Annotated in this window: 18 protein-coding genes and 1 pseudogene; 14 read left to right on the plus strand and 5 right to left on the minus strand. The window is 37.0% G+C overall.

Going from position 1 to position 19276, the window contains the following annotated elements; all coding sequences use genetic code 11:
* Window position 1 precedes the first annotated feature (1 nt).
* Together IEX29_RS13445 and IEX29_RS13450 are read left to right on the plus strand one after the other, a co-directional pair.
* Window positions 2-331 carry a PTS lactose/cellobiose transporter subunit IIA gene (locus tag IEX29_RS13445; protein WP_188734902.1) on the plus strand — a complete coding sequence of 110 codons (330 nt, stop codon included), beginning with the start codon at window positions 2-4 and terminating at the stop codon, window positions 329-331.
* A gap of 1 nt (window position 332) precedes the next feature.
* The gene (locus tag IEX29_RS13450) at window positions 333-641 is read left to right on the plus strand and encodes a PTS sugar transporter subunit IIB (protein WP_188734903.1); all 309 of its coding nucleotides are present in this window, start codon (window positions 333-335) and stop codon (window positions 639-641) included.
* Between the two features lie 45 nt (window positions 642-686).
* Here IEX29_RS13450 and IEX29_RS13455 read toward each other — a convergent pair whose 3' ends face one another.
* The gene (locus tag IEX29_RS13455; protein WP_188734904.1) at window positions 687-1598 is read right to left on the minus strand and encodes an alpha/beta hydrolase; all 912 of its coding nucleotides are present in this window, start codon (window positions 1596-1598) and stop codon (window positions 687-689) included.
* Window positions 1599-1755: 157 nt separating this feature from the next.
* Here IEX29_RS13455 and IEX29_RS13460 point away from each other — a divergent pair, with 157 nt between their 5' ends.
* The 4 genes and pseudogenes from IEX29_RS13460 (at window position 1756) to IEX29_RS26745 (ending at window position 4736) form a co-directional block, all read left to right on the plus strand.
* Window positions 1756-2301 (plus strand): TetR/AcrR family transcriptional regulator, encoded by a 546-nt coding sequence (locus tag IEX29_RS13460; RefSeq protein WP_188734905.1) that lies wholly within the window; start codon window positions 1756-1758, stop codon window positions 2299-2301.
* Between the two features lie 232 nt (window positions 2302-2533).
* Complete coding sequence (locus IEX29_RS13465; RefSeq protein WP_188734906.1) at window positions 2534-3586, plus strand: 2,3-butanediol dehydrogenase; 1053 nt, start codon at window positions 2534-2536, stop codon at window positions 3584-3586.
* A 169-nt stretch (window positions 3587-3755) separates the two neighbouring features.
* Window positions 3756-4304 (plus strand): annotated as a pseudogene (locus IEX29_RS13470) (N-acetylmuramoyl-L-alanine amidase family protein); the annotation flags it as partial.
* Between the two features lie 273 nt (window positions 4305-4577).
* Complete coding sequence (locus IEX29_RS26745; RefSeq protein WP_268239054.1) at window positions 4578-4736, plus strand: hypothetical protein; 159 nt, start codon at window positions 4578-4580, stop codon at window positions 4734-4736.
* Between the two features lie 146 nt (window positions 4737-4882).
* Here IEX29_RS26745 and gpmA read toward each other — a convergent pair whose 3' ends face one another.
* Window positions 4883-5578 (minus strand): 2,3-diphosphoglycerate-dependent phosphoglycerate mutase, encoded by a 696-nt coding sequence (gene gpmA, locus IEX29_RS13480; protein WP_188734907.1) that lies wholly within the window; start codon window positions 5576-5578, stop codon window positions 4883-4885.
* 223 nt (window positions 5579-5801) lie between these two features.
* Here gpmA and mmuM point away from each other — a divergent pair, with 223 nt between their 5' ends.
* The 6 genes from mmuM to IEX29_RS13510 all read left to right on the plus strand — a co-directional run bounded on the left by mmuM (window position 5802) and on the right by IEX29_RS13510 (window position 13433).
* Window positions 5802-6767: a homocysteine S-methyltransferase gene (mmuM, locus tag IEX29_RS13485; protein ID WP_188734908.1), complete on the plus strand. Its 966-nt coding sequence runs from the start codon at window positions 5802-5804 to the stop codon at window positions 6765-6767.
* A 264-nt stretch (window positions 6768-7031) separates the two neighbouring features.
* The gene (locus IEX29_RS13490; protein ID WP_188734909.1) at window positions 7032-8057 is read left to right on the plus strand and encodes an extracellular solute-binding protein; all 1026 of its coding nucleotides are present in this window, start codon (window positions 7032-7034) and stop codon (window positions 8055-8057) included.
* Between the two features lie 88 nt (window positions 8058-8145).
* Window positions 8146-9258 carry an ABC transporter ATP-binding protein gene (locus IEX29_RS13495; RefSeq protein WP_188734910.1) on the plus strand — a complete coding sequence of 371 codons (1113 nt, stop codon included), beginning with the start codon at window positions 8146-8148 and terminating at the stop codon, window positions 9256-9258.
* Window positions 9242-10900: an ABC transporter permease gene (locus IEX29_RS13500; RefSeq protein ID WP_308423643.1), complete on the plus strand. Its 1659-nt coding sequence runs from the start codon at window positions 9242-9244 to the stop codon at window positions 10898-10900. Before IEX29_RS13495 ends, IEX29_RS13500 begins: the two co-directional genes overlap by 17 nt.
* Before the next feature lie 75 nt (window positions 10901-10975).
* Window positions 10976-12670, plus strand: coding sequence for a sensor histidine kinase (locus tag IEX29_RS13505; RefSeq protein ID WP_188734911.1), 1695 nt, complete (start codon window positions 10976-10978; stop codon window positions 12668-12670).
* 4 nt (window positions 12671-12674) lie between these two features.
* Entirely contained in the window at window positions 12675-13433 is a 759-nt protein-coding gene (locus IEX29_RS13510) for a response regulator transcription factor (RefSeq protein WP_229720219.1), read from the plus strand.
* Window positions 13434-13526: 93 nt separating this feature from the next.
* On the opposite strand, the gene IEX29_RS13515 is transcribed toward IEX29_RS13510, so the two are convergent.
* On the minus strand, window positions 13527-14747 hold the full coding sequence (locus IEX29_RS13515) for an amidohydrolase (RefSeq protein ID WP_188734913.1): 1221 nt from the start codon (window positions 14745-14747) through the stop codon (window positions 13527-13529).
* A gap of 28 nt (window positions 14748-14775) precedes the next feature.
* Window positions 14776-16005, minus strand: coding sequence for an amidohydrolase (locus IEX29_RS13520; protein WP_188734914.1), 1230 nt, complete (start codon window positions 16003-16005; stop codon window positions 14776-14778).
* A gap of 195 nt (window positions 16006-16200) precedes the next feature.
* On the opposite strand from IEX29_RS13520, the gene IEX29_RS13525 reads away from it, so the two are divergent.
* Window positions 16201-16605, plus strand: coding sequence for a MarR family winged helix-turn-helix transcriptional regulator (locus IEX29_RS13525; RefSeq protein ID WP_188734915.1), 405 nt, complete (start codon window positions 16201-16203; stop codon window positions 16603-16605).
* A 15-nt stretch (window positions 16606-16620) separates the two neighbouring features.
* Window positions 16621-17829, plus strand: coding sequence for an MFS transporter (locus IEX29_RS13530; RefSeq protein ID WP_188734948.1), 1209 nt, complete (start codon window positions 16621-16623; stop codon window positions 17827-17829).
* Between the two features lie 79 nt (window positions 17830-17908).
* Here IEX29_RS13530 and IEX29_RS13535 read toward each other — a convergent pair whose 3' ends face one another.
* Window positions 17909-18454 carry a nucleotidyltransferase family protein gene (locus tag IEX29_RS13535; protein WP_188734916.1) on the minus strand — a complete coding sequence of 182 codons (546 nt, stop codon included), beginning with the start codon at window positions 18452-18454 and terminating at the stop codon, window positions 17909-17911.
* Window positions 18455-19276: the final 822 nt, after the last annotated feature.

A 19276-nucleotide genomic window follows, 5' to 3' on the forward strand; every position in this document is an offset into this window, starting at 1 on the left:
TATGACAAAAGAAGAAGTACAAATGCTTTCGTTTCAAATTATCTTGCATGCCGGGAATGCAAAATCAGATGCGATGGAGGCTTTGATTCTGGCTAAAAAAGGAAAATTTGAGGAAGCAGCTAAAAAGATGGAATCAGCTGATGAAGCATTTGCTGAAGCTCATCATATGCAAACAGATCTTTTACATGATGAGGCAAATGGAAAAACAACCGAGCTTTCTGTTATTCTGATTCATGCGCAGGATCATTTAATGAATGCTTTAACGGTAAAGGATTTAGCCGTTGAAATGATAGATATGCATAAAAAAATTAATCGTCTGGAGGAGAAGTAATATGAAAATACGTTTAGTTTGCTCAGCAGGAATGTCTACGTCAATGCTTGTGAAGAAGATGAAGGAAGCTGCAGAAAAACAGAACTTTGAAGCAGACATTGAAGCAGTAGCAGAGTCACAGCTGAAGAATCATCTTGAAGCCTTACAGGTTGTTCTTATTGGTCCGCAAGTCCGTTATCTGGAAGGTAAAATTAAAGAAAGCCTGGAGCCGCAGGGTGTAAAGGTTGCTGTTATTGATCAGATGGCTTATGGAATGATGCAGGGTGATAAGGTTTTGAAGCAGGCAATTGATTTAAATGAAGGAAACTAAAATAAGTATAAAAAACTCGTATCTGCGGATACGAGTTTTTTTAGTCTAAAGATGTTTTTTATAGAAATCTTTCAGCTTATCAACGGCTTTTGTTACTGGGTCGGTCTGATCGTATAAATCATAATGAGTTACTCCTTCAAGAACAAGGATTTCCTTATCTTTAGAAGCGGCTTTTTCATACAGCTTGTGGCCATCATAATAAGAACCGAAGCCGCCTTTAACATCGCCAACGATAATTTGCAGCGGCTGAGTAAGCAGCTGATCAGCTAAATGAAAAGCGTCAAATGCGATTACTTTTTCCATACTTGTGAATTTTAATTTGTTTGGAGAGTTCGGACTTTGCCCTCTTGGTGTCTTGTAATAATCAATTGCTTCTTTAATATCGATATCGTTGATGCCTGCTTCTTCTCTTTCCTTCTGACTTTCTGGAATCCATTGAGTAATCATTGGCTCTGAGCCATTTGCTTCAGCGGTCCGCTGCTTGCCGATTTGCTCCAGTGTCTGAATTGGATTTTGTTCACGGTATAATCTTCCAATATTAGCACTGGCAACAGCACCGACAGCCTTAATACGTTTTTCGGTCATAGCCGCGTTAGCTGCATAACCGCCGCCGGCACATACACCAAGTACTCCAATACGGTCATTATCCACATTGTCTAATGTTGTTAGATAGTCTACCGCGGAGCGAATGTCTTCTACACGGGCGTAAGGATCCTCTGTATAGCGTGGTTCCCCTCCACTTTCTCCTTGATAGGAAGCATCAAATACAATGGTGATATAACCGAGCTCAGCAAATTTTTCTGCATAAATCCCTGCTGTCTGCTCTTTGCAGCTGCTTCCTGGATGTACACAGACAAGAGCCGGATTTATCCTGTCCGCATTTTCGGGTGTATTTAAAATACCAGCTACTTGTATGCCGTTGGACAGAAACGTAATGGATTTTTTACTGAATTTCATAGATAAGACCCTCCAATAATGAAATTACACTTGTGTTACTTAATTACCGTGTGTAGACTAATATAAAGGTTATAAAGAAAGGATTCAATAACCATCTGTTTGTATATGTAAACTAATACACATACCAGAAAATGTGTGAAATAAAAGGGGATAAACTATGACAGGAAAAATGGATAGAAGGATTATGAAATCACAGAAAGCTATTCGCAGAGCTTTTATAGATATACTTTATGAGGATGGGTTTGAGTCTGTTACGATAAAAGATATCACTGAACGGGCTGATTTGAGCAGAAAAACTTTTTATTTACATTATATAGATAAATACGATTTACTAGATAAAATCGTTGAGGAGCATTTAGAGGAATTAGGAGAAATTTGTGATCAAAAAAAGGATAAAGGGCTGATAGAAGGGACAATTATCTGGTTCGGATATTTTGAAGACCGTAAATTATTTTTTACTTCCTTATTTCAGGGCACTAGCACAGTTTCTTTCCGTAATAAACTGCTGCATTTTATTATGGAAGAAGTCGATAAAAAACTGGAAGCATCTGCATTATCTAACAATATAGACCGGAAGATTATTTTGAAATTCCTGGGAACAGCGGTTATGGGCGTGTTGGAATCCTATGTTTTAGAAGAAATTGAGGGGGACATGGAAACCATCGCTGCACAGGTTGGAGAAATGTTAAAAAGGAATTTATAAAAAAGGATTGCGGAGGAAGGATTTCAAAGCAATATTACTATGATGAGTTACTGTTCTGTAGAGGATGGTGCTTTTTGAGTGCATCCATATTGGGCGGGTAGTATAATAGAATCGTAGACAGAGTGTATTCGCCAGAAGGATCAGGTAAATATAGACTAGTAAGACCCTTCCGTTTAAGGAAAGCAAGCTCTGCCTTTCATAATTTATTTGTAGAATGGGAGAGAGATTTTTTATGAAAGCAGCAAGAATTTACGCTGAAAAAGATGTCCGTGTGGAGGATGTCGAAGTAAAAGAAGTTGGTGCAAAAGATGTGAAAGTAGAAGTAGCCTGGACAGGAATTTGCGGTTCAGATTTACATGCTTATTCTCATTTTATTGGTATTCCGACAGAGGAGCATCCAATATCAAAAAGACAAGCTCCACTGACATTGGGCCATGAGTTCAGTGGAACAGTAACGGAAGTAGGCAGCGATGTAACAGCATTTGAACCGGGCGACCGTGTTTGTATCGAACCGAACCTCCGCTGTGGAGAGTGTAAGGAATGCCGCGAAGGGAATTATCATCTTTGCAGAAATAGTAATGCAGCATTTATCGGACTTGCTGATGATGGCGGATTTGCAGAATACTGTGTTATGGATGAACAATATTGTCACCAAATCCCGGATAATATGACTTTAGAACAGGCAGCACTTGTCGAACCGACTGCTGTAACCTATCATGGTGTAGATTCAGCAGGTGTGAAAGCTGGTGACGCTGTACTAGTTACCGGCGCAGGTCCAATTGGTCTATTAACAGTCCTCTCAGCTCGTGCAGCTGGTGCAAGTAAAGTATTCGTCAGTGATGTTTCGAAAGAACGTTTAGCGTTAGCAGAGTCTTTTGGATTTGTAAAAGCATTAAATCCAATGGAAGATGATGTGATTGGTATAATTATGGAAGATACCAATGGTGATGGTGTTGATGTGGCATTAGAATGTGCAGGCGTACAGCCGACATTTGATACCTGTCTGGAGGCTATCAAACGTACAGGTACTGTTTGTGTGGTTGCCATTTTTGGACAAAATCCGGAAATTAATGCCTTTGCTTCTACAGTTAAAGAAGCAACCATTAAATTCTCTCTGGCCTATTCCAATATCTACGATCGTGTGATCAACCTGATTGCCAGCGGACAAATTCCTGCTGAAAAAGTAGTGACCAATAAAATTAAATTAGATAATGTTGTAGAAGAAGGATTTGAATTATTGCTTAACGATAAGAGCCAATCTAAAATTTTAGTTAGTGCGAAATAAAGACTATTATCTATTTTTTGAAAGCCTGCAGAAAGTTCTGCGGGCTTTTTCTATAAAAATTAGAGATAAATCCCCTTTATTATTAGAAAATCAGCAAATATCGTGAGGAGCATGTCTATACGGGCAAGCTCTTTTTTTTATATCTTAAAAAGAAGGGAGGATTATATAAATGGTGAAAATCTACTTGGATCCCGGACATGGAGGAAGTGATACAGGAGCTGTAGGACAAGGATTGCAAGAAAAGCATGTAACCTTAGCAATTGCTTTGAAAATACGAAATATCTTGAACAACAGTTATCAGGGGCATCAAATCCGGATGAGCCGTTCGACAGATAGTACTGTATCGCTGACAGCACGGACGAATGATGCGAACCAGTGGGGTGCAGATTATTTTGTTTCTATTCATATTAACGCTGGAGGAGGAGCGGGCTACGAGGATTATATTTATTCGGGCCTTTCCAATCAGGGAACAACAGGAAAATACCGGCAAATCATGCATGAAGAAATAATAAAGTAGGTAAACCTTCAAAACCGCGGCAGAAAGCAAGCTAATTTTCATGTACTGCGGGAATCAGTCATGCCAGCTATTTTAACGGAAAATGGTTTTATTGATCATGCATCAGATGCTGCAAAATTGAAATCAGATGCATTTCTGGAACAAATCGCTTTAGGACATGCAAGAGGGATTGCGAGAGTATTTCAATTATCCTCAAAAAGCGGCTCAGGCTCCTCTGGTAATTCTAATGGTTCTAATAATAATACGGGAAGCTCTTCATCAAATGCAGGTAAAACGAATTCGATTGTAGACTATTTAAAATCGATAGGAAAGGATTCCAGTTTTTCCAATCGTTCCAAGCTGGCTAAATCTTATGGTATCCAAAATTATAAGGGAACAGCGGCGCAGAATACAAGACTATTAAATGCAATCCGTTCTGGAGGAGGCTCCGGTAATCAAGGCAGCTCTTCAGCAGGAGATAGCAAAACAAATTCAATCGTAGATTACTTGAAATCGATAGGAGAGGATTCCAGCTTTACGAATCGTTCCAGATTGGCAAATTCTTATGGTATTCAAAATTATAAGGGGACAGCTGCCCAAAATATGCGGTTATTAAAAGCGGTCAGGTCTGGAGGAGCTTCAAGCAGCTCTTAAGGCTGTCCGTTAACCGGTAGCTGCATCAACTATTTTTTGATGAGCAGTTCAAATTTTACCGGATAACAACATGTGTAAAATTATAATAAAAAACTTCATTCAGCATAGTTGATAATCCCTATGCTGAATGAAGTTTTATTTTAAGGCTATTCTTCCTGATCTATAAAATATTTTGAAACAGGTACTAAATTGTCATCTAACTCATAAACAAGCGGAACACCAGTAGGAATGGATACATTTATAATATCCTCATCACTGATATCCTCAAGGTATTTCATTAAGCCTCTTAAGCTGTTTCCATGTGCTGCAATAATCACACTTTTTCCTGCTTTTACTGCCGGCTTAATTTCTTCCTCCCAATAAGGAATAACGCGTGCAATGGTTGTTTCCAGACTCTCACCAAGAGGGATTTTGTCCTCCGGTATTTCTTTATACTTTTCTTCATGCCCGGGATAACGTTCATCTTCCTTTTCTAAAAATGGCGGAGCTACATCGAAACTGCGGCGCCAGATATGCACCTGATCGGCTCCGTATTTTTCAGCAACTTCCTGTTTATTCAATCCCTGTAATGCGCCGTAATGTCTTTCATTCAGCTTCCAGGATTTATGTACAGGAATCCATAAACTGTCTGTTTCCTCCAATACATAATTGAGTGTTTTAATAGCTCTTTTTAAATAGGATGTATAAGCTACATCAAAATGGAATCCATGCTGCTTCAGTGTTTGTCCTGCATGCTTTGCATCTGCAGCTCCATGCTCTGTTAAATCTACATCTGTCCATCCGGTAAAAAGATTGGCCAGATTCCATTCGCTTTGACCATGTCTAATCAGTACCAGCTTCATATATAATCCCTCACTATCTTTTTATTTATAACATACCACTGTGCGGCATAATTTACACGTAATGCGCAGTTATATTTTCTGAAAAGCTGGAGGAGCATGAAAAGGTTGTCTTATTAGAAACCTGATTCAACGCAGCATTTAAAATAACATGCTTGCCGAATGGATTTGCAGAACTAATAAAATACGGTAAGCTAGTATATAGAATGAACGGAGGATGCAGAGAATGACAAAAATAAATCCAATTGATCCATTGCTGAATCAATTTGAAACGTTAATTTTAGACGGGGCATTGGCCACAGAATTAGAAAAGCTGGATTGTAATCTGGACGATCCTTTATGGTCTGCCCGGGTTTTGCTGGATGAGCCTGAAAAAATCAGAAAGGTTCATTATGCTTATTTTGCTGCTGGTGCGGATATTGCTATCACAGCAAGCTATCAAGCCAGTATAGATGGATTTAAAAAGCGCGGCATAAACGAAGCGGAAGCAAAAGCGTTAATCAGGAAAACAGTAGAGCTGGCACAGGAGGCGCGGGAGGAGTACTGGCAGAAGGAAAGGAAATCCAATCGACCTTATCCATTGGTGGCCGGTTCTGTCGGACCATATGGAGCTTATCTGGCTGATGGTTCAGAGTATATTGGTAATTATGGAGTAAGCGATCAGGTTTTATATGATTTTCATAAGCCGCGTATAGAAGCTTTGGTTGAAGCAGGTGCAGATTTATTAGCGTTTGAGACAATTCCGTCGCTCCAGGAAGCAAAGGTAGTCTGCGATTTGTTAAAAGAATTTCCTGATATATCAGCATGGATAACGTTTACGCTGAAGGATGCTGTACATATTAGTGAAGGAGCAGCATTAAGAGAATGTGCAGAGTTCTTAAATACACACAGCCAGGTCGCTGCTATGGGTGTAAATTGTGTTACAACAGAGTTTGTCAATGATGCTGTTCAGGAATTAAGGACCTGTACGAACAAGCCTATTATCATTTATCCGAACTCTGGTGAAAACTATGATCCAGAGACAAAAACGTGGTCTGGAGATAATCATGTACATATAGACTGTGCTGCTGTTGACTGGGCTGATAAAGGAGCAAGAATTATTGGGGGCTGCTGCCGGACGGGTCCTGAGGATATCAGGGGAATCAGCAGGGTATTGAGAGAAGTAAATAATGACCGTACATCTGATAGATGAGGACAGTTTAGAATTCCTGTTTTTATCTTAAGCAAATGTTTTATAAAGGTTTATATTAAAGAACAAGATGAATATTTCAGAGTGAGGTTTTCTGTTTTTACCACAGCTGTTTAGCTGTGGTATTTTAGGTGGAGTCATTTTGCTTATAAAAGTATGGTTTTTATAAGGTATAAATTTTCGGATGTTTTTTAGTTTTTTTAGGATTCAATTATAAAATAACATCGCTTAAGATAAAGTTGAAAATACATTACAGGAGGTAAATTTATGAAAGCGCTTAAATTAATGGCATTATTTACAGTTATAAGTTTTTTATTATTAGGTTGTTCAAATAACAGCTCGGGAGATGGAGAGGAATTAGTTGTTTATACAGCAAGAAGTGAAAGCTTAAATGAATTAGTTATCCCAAGTTTTGAAAATGAAACAGGTATTAAAGTAAAAACCGTTACAGCTGGTACCGGAGAGCTGGTGACAAGAGTCGAATCTGAAAGAAACAATCCCCAAGGGGATATCTTATGGGCTGCAGATGTAACAATGTTACATGATAAAACTGACTTATTTGCAGAATATGTGTCTCCTGAAGATGAGAATATGATGGAGGAATTCAGAAATGAAACAGGGTATTTTTCTCCGGCTTTTGCAGATCCAACTGTTTTTATAGTCAATACAGATTTAACTGGAGGGGAAGGACAGATTACTAGCTTTGAAGATTTGCTGGATCCTGAATTAAAAGGAAAAATAGCATTTGGAGATCCTGTTAATTCCAGCTCTGCTTTTCAATCTTTAATGGCAATGCTATATGCAGCAGGTGACGGAGATCCTTTATCTGATGAAGCATGGGATTTCGTTGAAAAATTTATAGCCAATTTGGATGGAAAAATTCAAGGAAGCTCTGGTCAGGTTCATAAAGGCGTTGCAGATGGAGAATATGTTGTTGGATTAACATGGGAAGATCCAGTAGTCCATTATATCAGAAATGGAGAGTCAGTTGAGGTTGTTTTCCCGGAAGAAGGAGCTATTTTCCCTGGCCAGGCAGTCCAGATTATAGAAGGAGCAGAAAACATGGAGAACGCACAAAAATTTGTAGATTATCTTCTCTCTGAAGAAATTCAGACGCAGGCGGGCCAGGAATTAACAGTAAGACCTTTAAGGGAAGATATTGAACTGGCGGATTATATGGTACCTCAGGATGAAATCAACTTATTTGAAGAATATGATGAAATGTGGGTTATCGAGAATACAGATGAGATAACTGCAAGATATGTCGATTTACTGGAAAAATCACTAGACTAGGCTAAACAAAAATATTTAGGGAGTAACTTGTGGTATCGGCAGATTATCACAAGTTACCGTTCATGCTTTTAAGGGAGGTAATTATGAAGTGAGTGTTTCCGTTAATATAGATAAAGTAGTAAAAAAATTTGGAGAGGATAAAGTTATTGATAAGCTTTCTCTGGATATTCGAAAAGGGGAACTTTTTACTTTATTGGGGCCATCTGGATGTGGAAAGACAACTTTATTACGAATGATCATAGGGTTTCATTCCATTGATGATGGTCAAATTAAAATTGATGACAAAGTAATTAATCACATTCCTGTGAATAAAAGAAAAATGGGAATGGTTTTTCAGAACTATGCTATCTTTCCACATATGACGGTAGAAGAAAATATTGCTTTTGGATTAAAAGTCAATAAAATTGGAAAAGAGGAAATGACTGAAAGAATTAATGATATTTTAAAAACAGTTCGGATCGAGGAGCATAAAACGAAAAAACCTGAAAACTTATCAGGCGGCCAACAGCAAAGGATTGCATTAGCAAGAGCACTTGTTATCCATCCTAAAGTATTGTTAATGGATGAGCCGTTATCCAATTTAGATGCAAAATTAAGAATTGAAATGCGTAATGCTATTAAAAATATTCAGCAAGAGGTTGGAATAACGACTGTGTATGTTACACATGATCAAGAAGAAGCGCTGGCTATTTCTGATAGAATTGCAGTAATGAATAAAGGTATTATTCAGCAAATAGGAAAACCTGAAGAAATCTACAGCCGCCCTTCTAACGTATTTGTATCTCAATTTATAGGAACTTCTAATATAATAAAAGGTATAATTAAGAAGAAAGAGGATGGTTTATACGTCCATTTAAATGATATGTATGAAGTGAAAATGAATAACTTGAAGCAGGATGAAATAGTGGACAAACAAGAAGTATTAGTATCTGTAAGACCTCAGGAGTTTGTCATTACCAATAAGGAAAGCGGTATCAAAGGTAAAATTGACAGTACCATGTTTCTTGGATTAAATACGCATTACTTTGTAAATCTTGATTCAGGAGAGCGGGTTGAGGTTATTCAAGATAGTGAAGAAGAAGAAATTTTACCAGAAGGAAAAGATATTAACTTAAACATAAAAAGTAAAAAAATTAATATCTACCATGCCGATACGAAGGAAACGTTAATCAAGGCAGGTGGTTATGATGAAAAAAAATAAGTTTAATTTATGGAATATCAGCTCAGTTATTATCCTTCTGCTAATGTTAGTCTTTATCATTTATCCTCTTTTTCTAATATTAGGTAAAGGCATATTTAATAGTGAAACAGGAGCGTTTACGCTTAGTCATTTTATCCATTTCTTTGAGAGGAAATTTTATTATATAACGATATTAAACAGTTTTAAGGTTACGATTGTAAGTACCATACTGGCAGTTATGATTGGGCTGCCATTAGCCTATATGTTAAGAAAGATAAGAATATTCGGCAGTAAATTTATTCAGATTATCGTTATTGTATCTTATATATCACCGCCATTTATTGGAGCCTACGCTTGGATTCAACTTTTGGGGAGAAGCGGGGTTATCACCAAGTTTATCAATGATACATTTCAATTGAATTTTGATGGAATTTATGGGTTTGCAGGAATTGTTCTTGTACTGACATTACAATCATTTCCTCTTGTGTTTATTTATATTATGGGAGCATTGAAAAATCTTGATAATTCTTTAGTAGAAGCAGCAGAAAGTCTTGGGTATTCAAATTTTCAAAGAATGACAAAAATTATAATCCCATTAATTATGCCGACCATTTTAGCAAGCTCATTACTTGTATTTATGCGTGTTATTGCAGATTTTGGAACACCAATGTTAATTGGTGAAGGGTACCGGACAATGCCAGTATTAATTTATCAACAATTTTTGAGTGAGGTTGGCGGTGATGCTGGTTTTGCTGCTGCAATTGCAACTATTTTTGTAATAATTACAGTTACTTTATTTTTATTACAAAGGATTCTATCTAGACAGTATTCGTATTCCATGTCAGCGTTAAAGCCAATGCAGGCAGAATCTCTTTCGGGGACTAAAAATATTTTAAGTCATATAGCTGTTTATTTTATTACCTTTATTGGGATATTGCCTCAGCTGGTGGTCATCTTTACCTCATTTCTAGAGACTGCGGGCGGTCAGGTCTATACGGGCAGACTCTCCCTTGAAAACTATAAAAATATTCTTTTTGACAGGGATTTAAATGCGATTATAAACACTTACAAAATGGGACTCTATGCGATTATTATCATTATTATCATCGGGATTTTTATTTCTTATCTAACAGTTCGAAAAAGGAATTTAATGAATTCTGTTATAGATACATTATCGATGTTCCCGTTTGTCATTCCTGGATCTGTACTGGGGATAGCTTTAGTTTTTGCATTTAGTGATGAACCGATATTTATTACGGGGACAGTTTTAATTATGGTTATTGCATTTGTGATTAGAAGAATGCCGTACACGATTCGCTCCAGTACCGCTATCATCAGTCAAATTAGCCCCAGCATTGAAGAGGCAGCTATCAGCCTTGGAGCATCTGAAACAAAAACATTCTATCGAATAATTGTTCCGATGATGCTGCCAGGTGTATTGGCTGGTGCAATTATGAGCTGGGTTACCATACTCGGAGAGTTAAGTGCTTCTATCATTCTGTATTCAACGGAGACACAAACTCTGGCTGTGTCTATTTATACAGAAGTAATAAGAGGAAATTTTGGTAACGCTTCTGCATATTCAGCTATTCTAACGGTTACTTCTATTTTATCTCTGTTAATATTCTTTAAGCTTACTGGAAAAAAGGAAGTAGATTTATAGAAATGATATATAAGGGTTGCTCCAGTTATTAGGGCAATCTTTATATCTAATCATGATTAGCAGGAGTTATTCACCATGAAGCAGAGTAAATCGATAAAAGACTATTTAAAGAAAACATTTTTAAAATATACAGTGATTATTATTTTCTTATTAGTATCCGTGTTTTTAATCTCATTGTATGTTGTCTTTAATTATTCGGTTATAAAAGTTAACAGAGAAGCAGGAAATGCATTAAAAAACGAACTGACAGAGGAATTTGAAGGATATAGGGAAGGTATCGAAGAGCTGTCGTTAAATAAGGAGATTGTTCAAGCGCTGGAAAACAATGAGGTAGATTCGCAGGTGAATAAATTGTTATATGAATTTAAAAACAGCCGGAATATCTCTTCGGATTTTGTTTTGATAAATGGTAGTGAAGAAATTGTATCAACAAGCTTTCATCAGGAGGATGAAAAAATTCTTTCCGGACATGTATTTCTTAGATTTTTGGCTAATGAATTAAATCAAACCCATTATAAAGAACAGACTATTCATAACCGGATTTTTGGAGAGTCAAGAAGCTATTCCTATTATTTTTCAACCGCTGTATCAAATGGTGGTGAGAATATAGGCTATCTTGTCTTTTTCATAGATGATTTTATTGATACCAGTGTTGATGATAATCAACTGGTTTATATAACAGACCAATACGATAATGTCATTGCTAAAACAAATAACTATCATATTGATTCACTTGGCAAATTCTCCATAGATAAAGAACAAAGGTTGGTAAAAATAGATGAAAATTACTTCTATATGAATAAACAGCCTGCAATGAATAATCAATTAAATATCATCACCTTATCCATTATCAATGTGTATAAAAATATCTTGATATTTGGCATGGCGACCATGTTAATTAGCAGCTTTATTATCTTTTTGATAGCAAGAGTTATTATACCTAAAATTTTTAAAAAGACTTTACAGCCATTGAATGCCTTAATCGCTATTATTTCTAACGGAAATCATAAAGATGTATTTAATAAATCAACTGCTGTAGATGAGTTGAATGTGATTTATAGGGAGTATACGAGCAAAATAGAAGAAATTAGAGAGCTCATTCAAAAAAATGAAGAAATAACAGAAAAGAAAAGGCTCTTGGAAATTAAACATTTAGAAGCTAAGTTTAATCCGCATTTTTTATATAACGCATTGGAAATGATTAAATATGAAATTACATTAAATCCTGAGAATGCATCGGATATTGTTGTTAAAATAGCCAAGCTTATGAGATATAATACAAATTTCGGGAATACGTTAGTCCCGTTAAAGGTAGATCTAGAATATCTTATAAATTATTGTGAAATACAAAAGCTGCGTTATGGAAAGAGATTAGAGTTTGAGATTAATATTCATGACGATTTATTAGACATACCTATTCCCAAGCTTATTTTACAGCCTTTAATAGAGAATGCGATAAAACATAATATCGATTATAAAAACAGTTTGAAAATATCATTAACTGCCCAGAAGTTAAGTGATCATCTAGTTATCAATGTGATTGATAATGGCTTAGGTATCAAAGAAATGGAATTAGAAAATCTAAAAAAGAAAATTTATGATAAAGCCGAAGATGTAGAAGAAGTCAGGCAAATTGGTTTGAAAAGTACTCAGAGTATACTTCGACTGCTGTATGGAGAAAATTATGGACTAAAAATTGAAAGCTCCTACAATAAAGGCAGCGTATTTTCTTTAGACATTCCATTAAAAGGGGTGAATAATTTTGAATAGGGTATTGTTAGTTGAAGATGAACCTATTATTCAAAAGGGTCTCCAATATAAAATGAACTGGTTGCAATTAAACTGTGTAGTAGTGGGATGTGCAGATAATGGAGAAATAGGAAAGGAAATGATAGATAAATTAAAACCAGATATAGTCATAACCGATATAAGAATGCCTTTTAAAGATGGTATAGAAATGTTGAAGGAAACAGTAGAAAATAATAAATTTGAAGCTATTATATTGACTGGTTATGATGAATTTAATTATGCGAAACAGGCAATCAGACTGGGTGTCCATGATTATTTATTAAAACCGGTGGATATGGAGGAACTTGCAGAGGTAATTAAAGATCTAATTTTTAAAATTGAGGAGAAAAAAGCGAAGGATAATTATAAAGTAAATTCATTGTTATATAAAGAACTGTTGAATATTGATCTTAATGTTGCTGAAACTTCAAGCTATGTGATAGAAACGATTGATTTTATTAAAAAAAATTATGCTACGAAGATAAACTTTAAAGATTTATGTAATAATTTAGGGGTTTCAAATGTATTTTTAAGTGCTAAATTTAAAAGTGAAACAAACTATAGTTTAAATGATTTTTTAAATAGATACAGGCTGTTGAAAGCTGTTGAATTACTTCAAAATGATAAGGTTTTAGTTTATGAAGTAGCAGAAGAGGTCGGCTTTAGTGAATATAAATATTTCAGTCAGGTATTCAAAAAGTATATTGGCATGCCGCCAAAGCAGTTTTTACATCAAGATTTTTAGAGAAAGATATTTAAAAAGAGCCATAACATTGGGAGATTCCCGCACGCTTTAATGTTATGGCTCTTTTAAGCTGTTATTTATCCGGGTCCATGATTACAATTCACCAGCAGCAACATTCCCTTTAAACATCGTTGCTACACGCTTGGAACGTCGCGCAACAGCCTCTGCAGAACAGGAAGCCTTAACAAATACTATATTTGCTTCATCACCGACCTTTGGCCAGGCTTGCTTTCCATCTTTTGTTAATGTTGTTTTTCCGCCGGTAATATAGCCTAATGATTGTGTCAGTGAAGGCTGGTCAACCCAGCGGTATATTTCTGCTAACCTCCCTAACCGCTCCAAAATATCTCCATTTCCAAAAGGAGACCAGACATCAAAGATATTGTCACAGCCGACCGCTGTCTCGACTCCTTTATTTGTTAACAGCTCGAGTGGAGGAAACTTCCGGTTATTTGGAACACTGCTGATAATACCGACACCTGCATCAGCAAAAATCTCTGCTAACTCCTCCGCCTGCTTGAAAGAAACATCACCAAGGCCGAATGCATGACTGATAAATACCTTTCCTTGTAATCCAGCTTCTGTGGTCAGCTCTGCCAATCGTTTCATAGTAAAGGTTCCTAAATGGTCCGCATCATGTAAATGCAAGTCAATACCGGCTTCGGCTTCTACAGCCAGCTCAACCATTGCTTGCAGGGAAGCTTCAATATCTCCATCTACATTGGCGGGATCAACACCGCCTACATAGCCTGCACCCCGCTTGAGTGCTTCTTTTACAAGGTGCTTCGAATCGGAACGGAGTAGTCCATGCTGTGGAAAAGCTACTATTTCTGAATCCAGCCTGTTTTCATAGCTGTGCAGCGCTTTTTTTACTTCATCCAAATTCTTTAATCCTACTTCTGGATACAAATCGACATGTGTCCGGACTTTGGTTACGCCGGCGTGAGAATATATATCGAGTAATTTTTCCGCTCTTTCCTGCGTTGTTGTTGCCAGTGTAGGCAGTACTTTTTTCTCTACTTCGAAGCGTTCGAAAATATTCTTTGTCGGAATAACGGGACGCCAGTCATCGCCTAATAAAGTTTTATCTAGATGGCAATGCTTTTCGGTGAAGGAGGGGAGAGCCAGTAATCCATCTGCATCTATTTGCGGGATATTATCGGTAATTACTTGATCAGCAGAAATAATCTGCTCCATTTTCCCGTTCTTTATGAGAAAATAAGATAATTCTGTTTCTGTGCCGGTAATATACCCATCTTCTTCTTTATAGTTTTTTTCTATTTTTATATTTTTAATCCATTGGCTTGTATGCATTTCATTCATTTCCTTCCATGATAGATTTTTATGGGTACAAACTGCCTGTGATCTGATTTCCTTGATAAAATACCGCTTTTCTTTGTGCTCTTCTGGCCACGGCTTCTGCAGAGCAGCTTGCATCTGCTAAAACAAAATTTGCAGCATCTCCTGGTTTCGGCCAAACCTGTCGGCCGTTTTCGTCTAGGGGTGTGATGCCGCCAGTAATATATTGAAGAGTTTGTCCAAGAGTGCGTTCATCACTTAAGCCGAACCGTTCTGCAAGAAGACCCGCCTTTTCCAAGCTGTCTCCTTTCCCGAATGGGGACCAATGGTCAGTAATACTATCGTCGCCTAAGAACACCTCTACACCTTTTTGATGCAAGAAAGGAATCGGAATCGTTTTCGATAAAGAAACAGAAGAAGCAATAGAGATGCCTTGCTGTGCAAGTATTTCTGCCATTTCATCAAGTACATTTCCATGGATATCGGCCAGTGCAAATGCATGGCTGAGTGTTACTCTTCCCTGCCAGCCGGCCTCTTCTGTCAGCGCTGCCAACCGTTTCATTGTAAAAATACCTAATTCACCAGCTTCATGCAGATGGATATCGATATTTGCATCTCCTTCTACAGCCAGTTCCATAATTGTTTGTAAGGATTTTTCCACATCACCGTCAATACTGGCAGGATCAACACCTCCCACATAACCGGCACCATTTCGCAATGCGTCCCGGACAAAGCTGGCTGCATTGCTTCTAAGCATGCCTTGCTGCGGGAAAGCGACAATTTCTACAAAAACTTTATTCTGATAGTTTTCTGAAGCACGCAGAAGCGCTTCTAAATGATGCAGTCCTTCGGTTGGGCCTACATTACAGTGGGATCGAATATGTGTCGTGCCCGCAGATAGAAGTAAATCCATTAATTTTTTTGCACGTTCTTCTGTATAAGGCAGTAATTCAGGAATAAGCTTCTTTTCCTCCTGCAGCCTTGTCCAAATGCCATGTTCAGGAACAGCAGGAGCTTTCCATTTTCCGCCATAATAGGTTTTATCCAGATGGATATGCATATCTCTGAATGATGGGAGCATCAGATATTGCTCTGCATCATATTTTGGCAGTTCAGATGTAATTGATTTTTGAGCTGGTAAAATTTCTTTTATTTTCCCATTCTCAATCTGGATATGAAATGTATCTGTCTGTGTACCGGAAATTATTCCATGCTGCAGCTGATATCCGGTCTCCAGTGTAGCATTTGTTAACCAGTAAGCTTTAGAGTTCAATAGGAGCTCCTCCTTTAAATGAAGAAAACATTCTCTTCTTTCCTGTATGCTATCATAAGCATCTGGAAAGAAGAAGAAAATAGGTGTTTTCAATGTGTGCGATTACATTATTAAGAAGGTCTTGACAAATAAAAAAATAAGCTGTATAGTTACCTAGGTTAATAGTTACCCTAGTTAATTATTGGAGTGGAGAAAATGGAAGGTTTATTCCGGCAATATATAAGAATTTACCGGCCATTAATGAAAAGCCTGAACGAGCTGCTGGAAAAATATCAGCTTTCTTATTCATTATGGCAGGTTATTGTGTACTTAAAAGATGAAGGAACCTCAACCCTGGTTGATATTTCTAATTATTATCAAGTGGAAAAACCAAGCATTACAAGACGTGTTCATCGGCTGCAGGAATTAGGCTTAATTGAAGAAGTTCCCAGTGCCAATCGCAGAGAAAAAATTATGGAATTAACCGCGGAAGGAAAACGTATTTATCAAATATGCAGGGAAGAGATTACAGCTTTAGAGCATCATATTTCTAAGGGGCTATCAGAAGAGGAGCAGCAGACTGCTTTTCAATTTTTAATGAAGATTCAAGATAATATATAAGTAAAGAAGGGTTTTATAGTGAGTAACAAATCGAAGTTATGGACAAAAGATTTTATTATCGTGTCTGCAGTTAATTTTTTATTGACACTTGTTTTTTATCTTCTTGTTGTTGTAATGGGAGTTTACGCAGCAGAGGAATTTAATGCATCCGCAAGCCAATCAGGATTAGTGGTTGGTATATTTATTGTCGGCGCACTGATTGGGCGTCTTTTTATTGGGCGTTATATTGAAAAATTTGGTCAGAAAAGAACATTATTTATCGGAGCTATTATATTTATTTTAGCTACTGCTTTATATTTCTTTAATTTTGGTATTGGCTTTTTACTCCTTAACCGGTTTATTCATGGTATTGGACTCGGTTTTGCGAGCACAGCGACCGGTACCATTGTAGCTCAAATCATTCCGGCTGAGCGAAAAGGCGAAGGGATCGGCTACTACAGTATGAGTGCTACCCTGTCCACTGCGTTAGGACCGTTCGTAGGTCTGTATATGAGCCAGCACACCAGTATGCAGGGGATATTTGGTCTCTGTTTAACGATAGGTATTATCAGCTTCTTCACTATCTTTTTTGTGAAAATCCCAGTTATTGTGGAAACAGAGGAAGAGAAGAAGATAGAAAAAGAAGAAGAAGGACGTTTTATTGCTCAATTTGTAGAGCCAAGAGCTGTGCCGATTGCAATTATCACACTTATTTTAGCTCTTTGCTATTCCAGCGTTCTGTCCTTCCTTAATTCCTATGCGATAGAGCTGGATCTTGTAAGTACAGCAAGTGTATTCTTCCTTGTTTATTCCATTGCTGTTTTACTTTCACGTCCATTTACCGGACGTTTAATAGATTTAAAGGGAGCAAATATTGTGATGTATCCTGCATTTGTTCTGTTTACAATCGGTATGATTGTATTGGGCTTTGCACATAGTGGATTTACATTATTACTGGCTGGTGTATTAATTGGGCTTGGTTTTGGTAATATGCAATCCTGTACGCAGGCTATTGCAGTCAAATTGACACCACCGCATCGTATGGGGCTGGCAACATCCACCTTCTTTATCTTTTTAGATGGAGGTTTAGGCTTTGGACCATACTTGCTTGGTCTTATTGCACCGACTATTGGACACAGCACACTTTACATCGTGTTAGGTATCGTTGTTCTGGCAACTGCAGGATTATATGCTGTTCTGCATGGCAAAAAAGCCTCCTCTGCGCAATCACAAGCGTTAGCATAATAAATAGAAGAAACCTGTATTTTCTGTGTTTCGCACAGAGAATACAGGTTTCTTCTATTTGAATGCTGTTTCACTAGCTTTAAGGTAGAAAATAATGTATTTTATTTTTCACTTCTCCCGGTAAAGGCTGTTTCAAAGCTTTCAACAGCAAATCTGGATGGGCAATTCCATTTTCTTTAAAGTGCTGTTCAATGAGCTCGACCTTTTCTTTTCTGTTTGGCATTAAACTATATAATACATACCAATCCTCCAAGGATGACAAGTATATGGTTTTCCCATTAAAGCTTGTACTGTCTACAATATTATTTTTCTCAAACGCAAGTTTATAAGTACCTTCCTCATGTATGATAGAATAACCGCCCATTAAATCAACAGGTGTATTTTTTACTCTATATTTAGCAAAGAATGCTGTTTTAAAAGGCGGGGAATGAACCGCTTCTTTTCTTTCACCCAGGTTATCCAGCACTTTTTCGGCAAGAGGAGCATGAATTTCCGAAACTAAGAGATCAATATCATTTGGACTATCTATCATTCCATGCATATGAAGCATTAATGAACCGCCAAGTCCCCAGACTATATTCTTTTCATTTAATATATCGGCAGTCTTTGCCAGAGCGTGTAACAATATGCAAATCTCCTTTCTGACTGTTATTTATCCCAACTTTCGCACCTTAAAAAATAACTTGCTTTTTATAGAGGCAGGTGTTGATCATTCCTTCCATCTATTTCTTGACAAAGCATAAATTCTAGCTAGAAAGAAGCCTAACTGAGCGCAGACCAACCACGTAGACTCCTATGGGAACAGGGCGAGCTGAAGATCCACTTGAAAAGCGGTTTTCTTTTCAAGTTAGCTGAAGCCGTCCCCATGGAAAGCGTAGTGGTGGGTCGGAGCGGAGCTATACACAATCTCCATTTCCATAGAAGGATAATTTAACAACATGCAAGCAGGAAATCAGGATAATGAAGAACACGTTCATCCTCGAATAGGAAGGTATAGATGTTTATTCTCAAATGCGAAAGCTGAGTTATTTATTTTAATCATAACATTTATTAAAGAGTTTTAACTGAAAAATAATGAGGGATTATCTGATTGTTCGCATCTTCAGGGACCATATTTAAATAGAAAGTCATTCTATTATAAGAGTCTATATTTTTTATAGATAAGCAATAAAAATAACTTCATTTAAATCTTTGTGAATAAATTATGAAATTAATCTCTTTTTCTTAAATTCAATGTATAATTCTGTAAGGATTTATAGTATAATGAACTCAAATAACCTTCTTGCTGCTATATAGAAATGAGTACTATCTGGCTGTGCGGGAAATTTGTCTACATCTTCTGATTTTAGAATATTTTGTCATTTGATCTGAATTATTTTAGACAGTTTAAATAACGGCCGGAGAGCAAAATAGAATATGTTTCAAGGGAATATTTTTAAACAAAACG

The organism is Oceanobacillus neutriphilus, from assembly GCF_014645515.1.
GTDB classification, from domain to species: domain Bacteria; phylum Bacillota; class Bacilli; order Bacillales; family Amphibacillaceae; genus Oceanobacillus; species Oceanobacillus neutriphilus.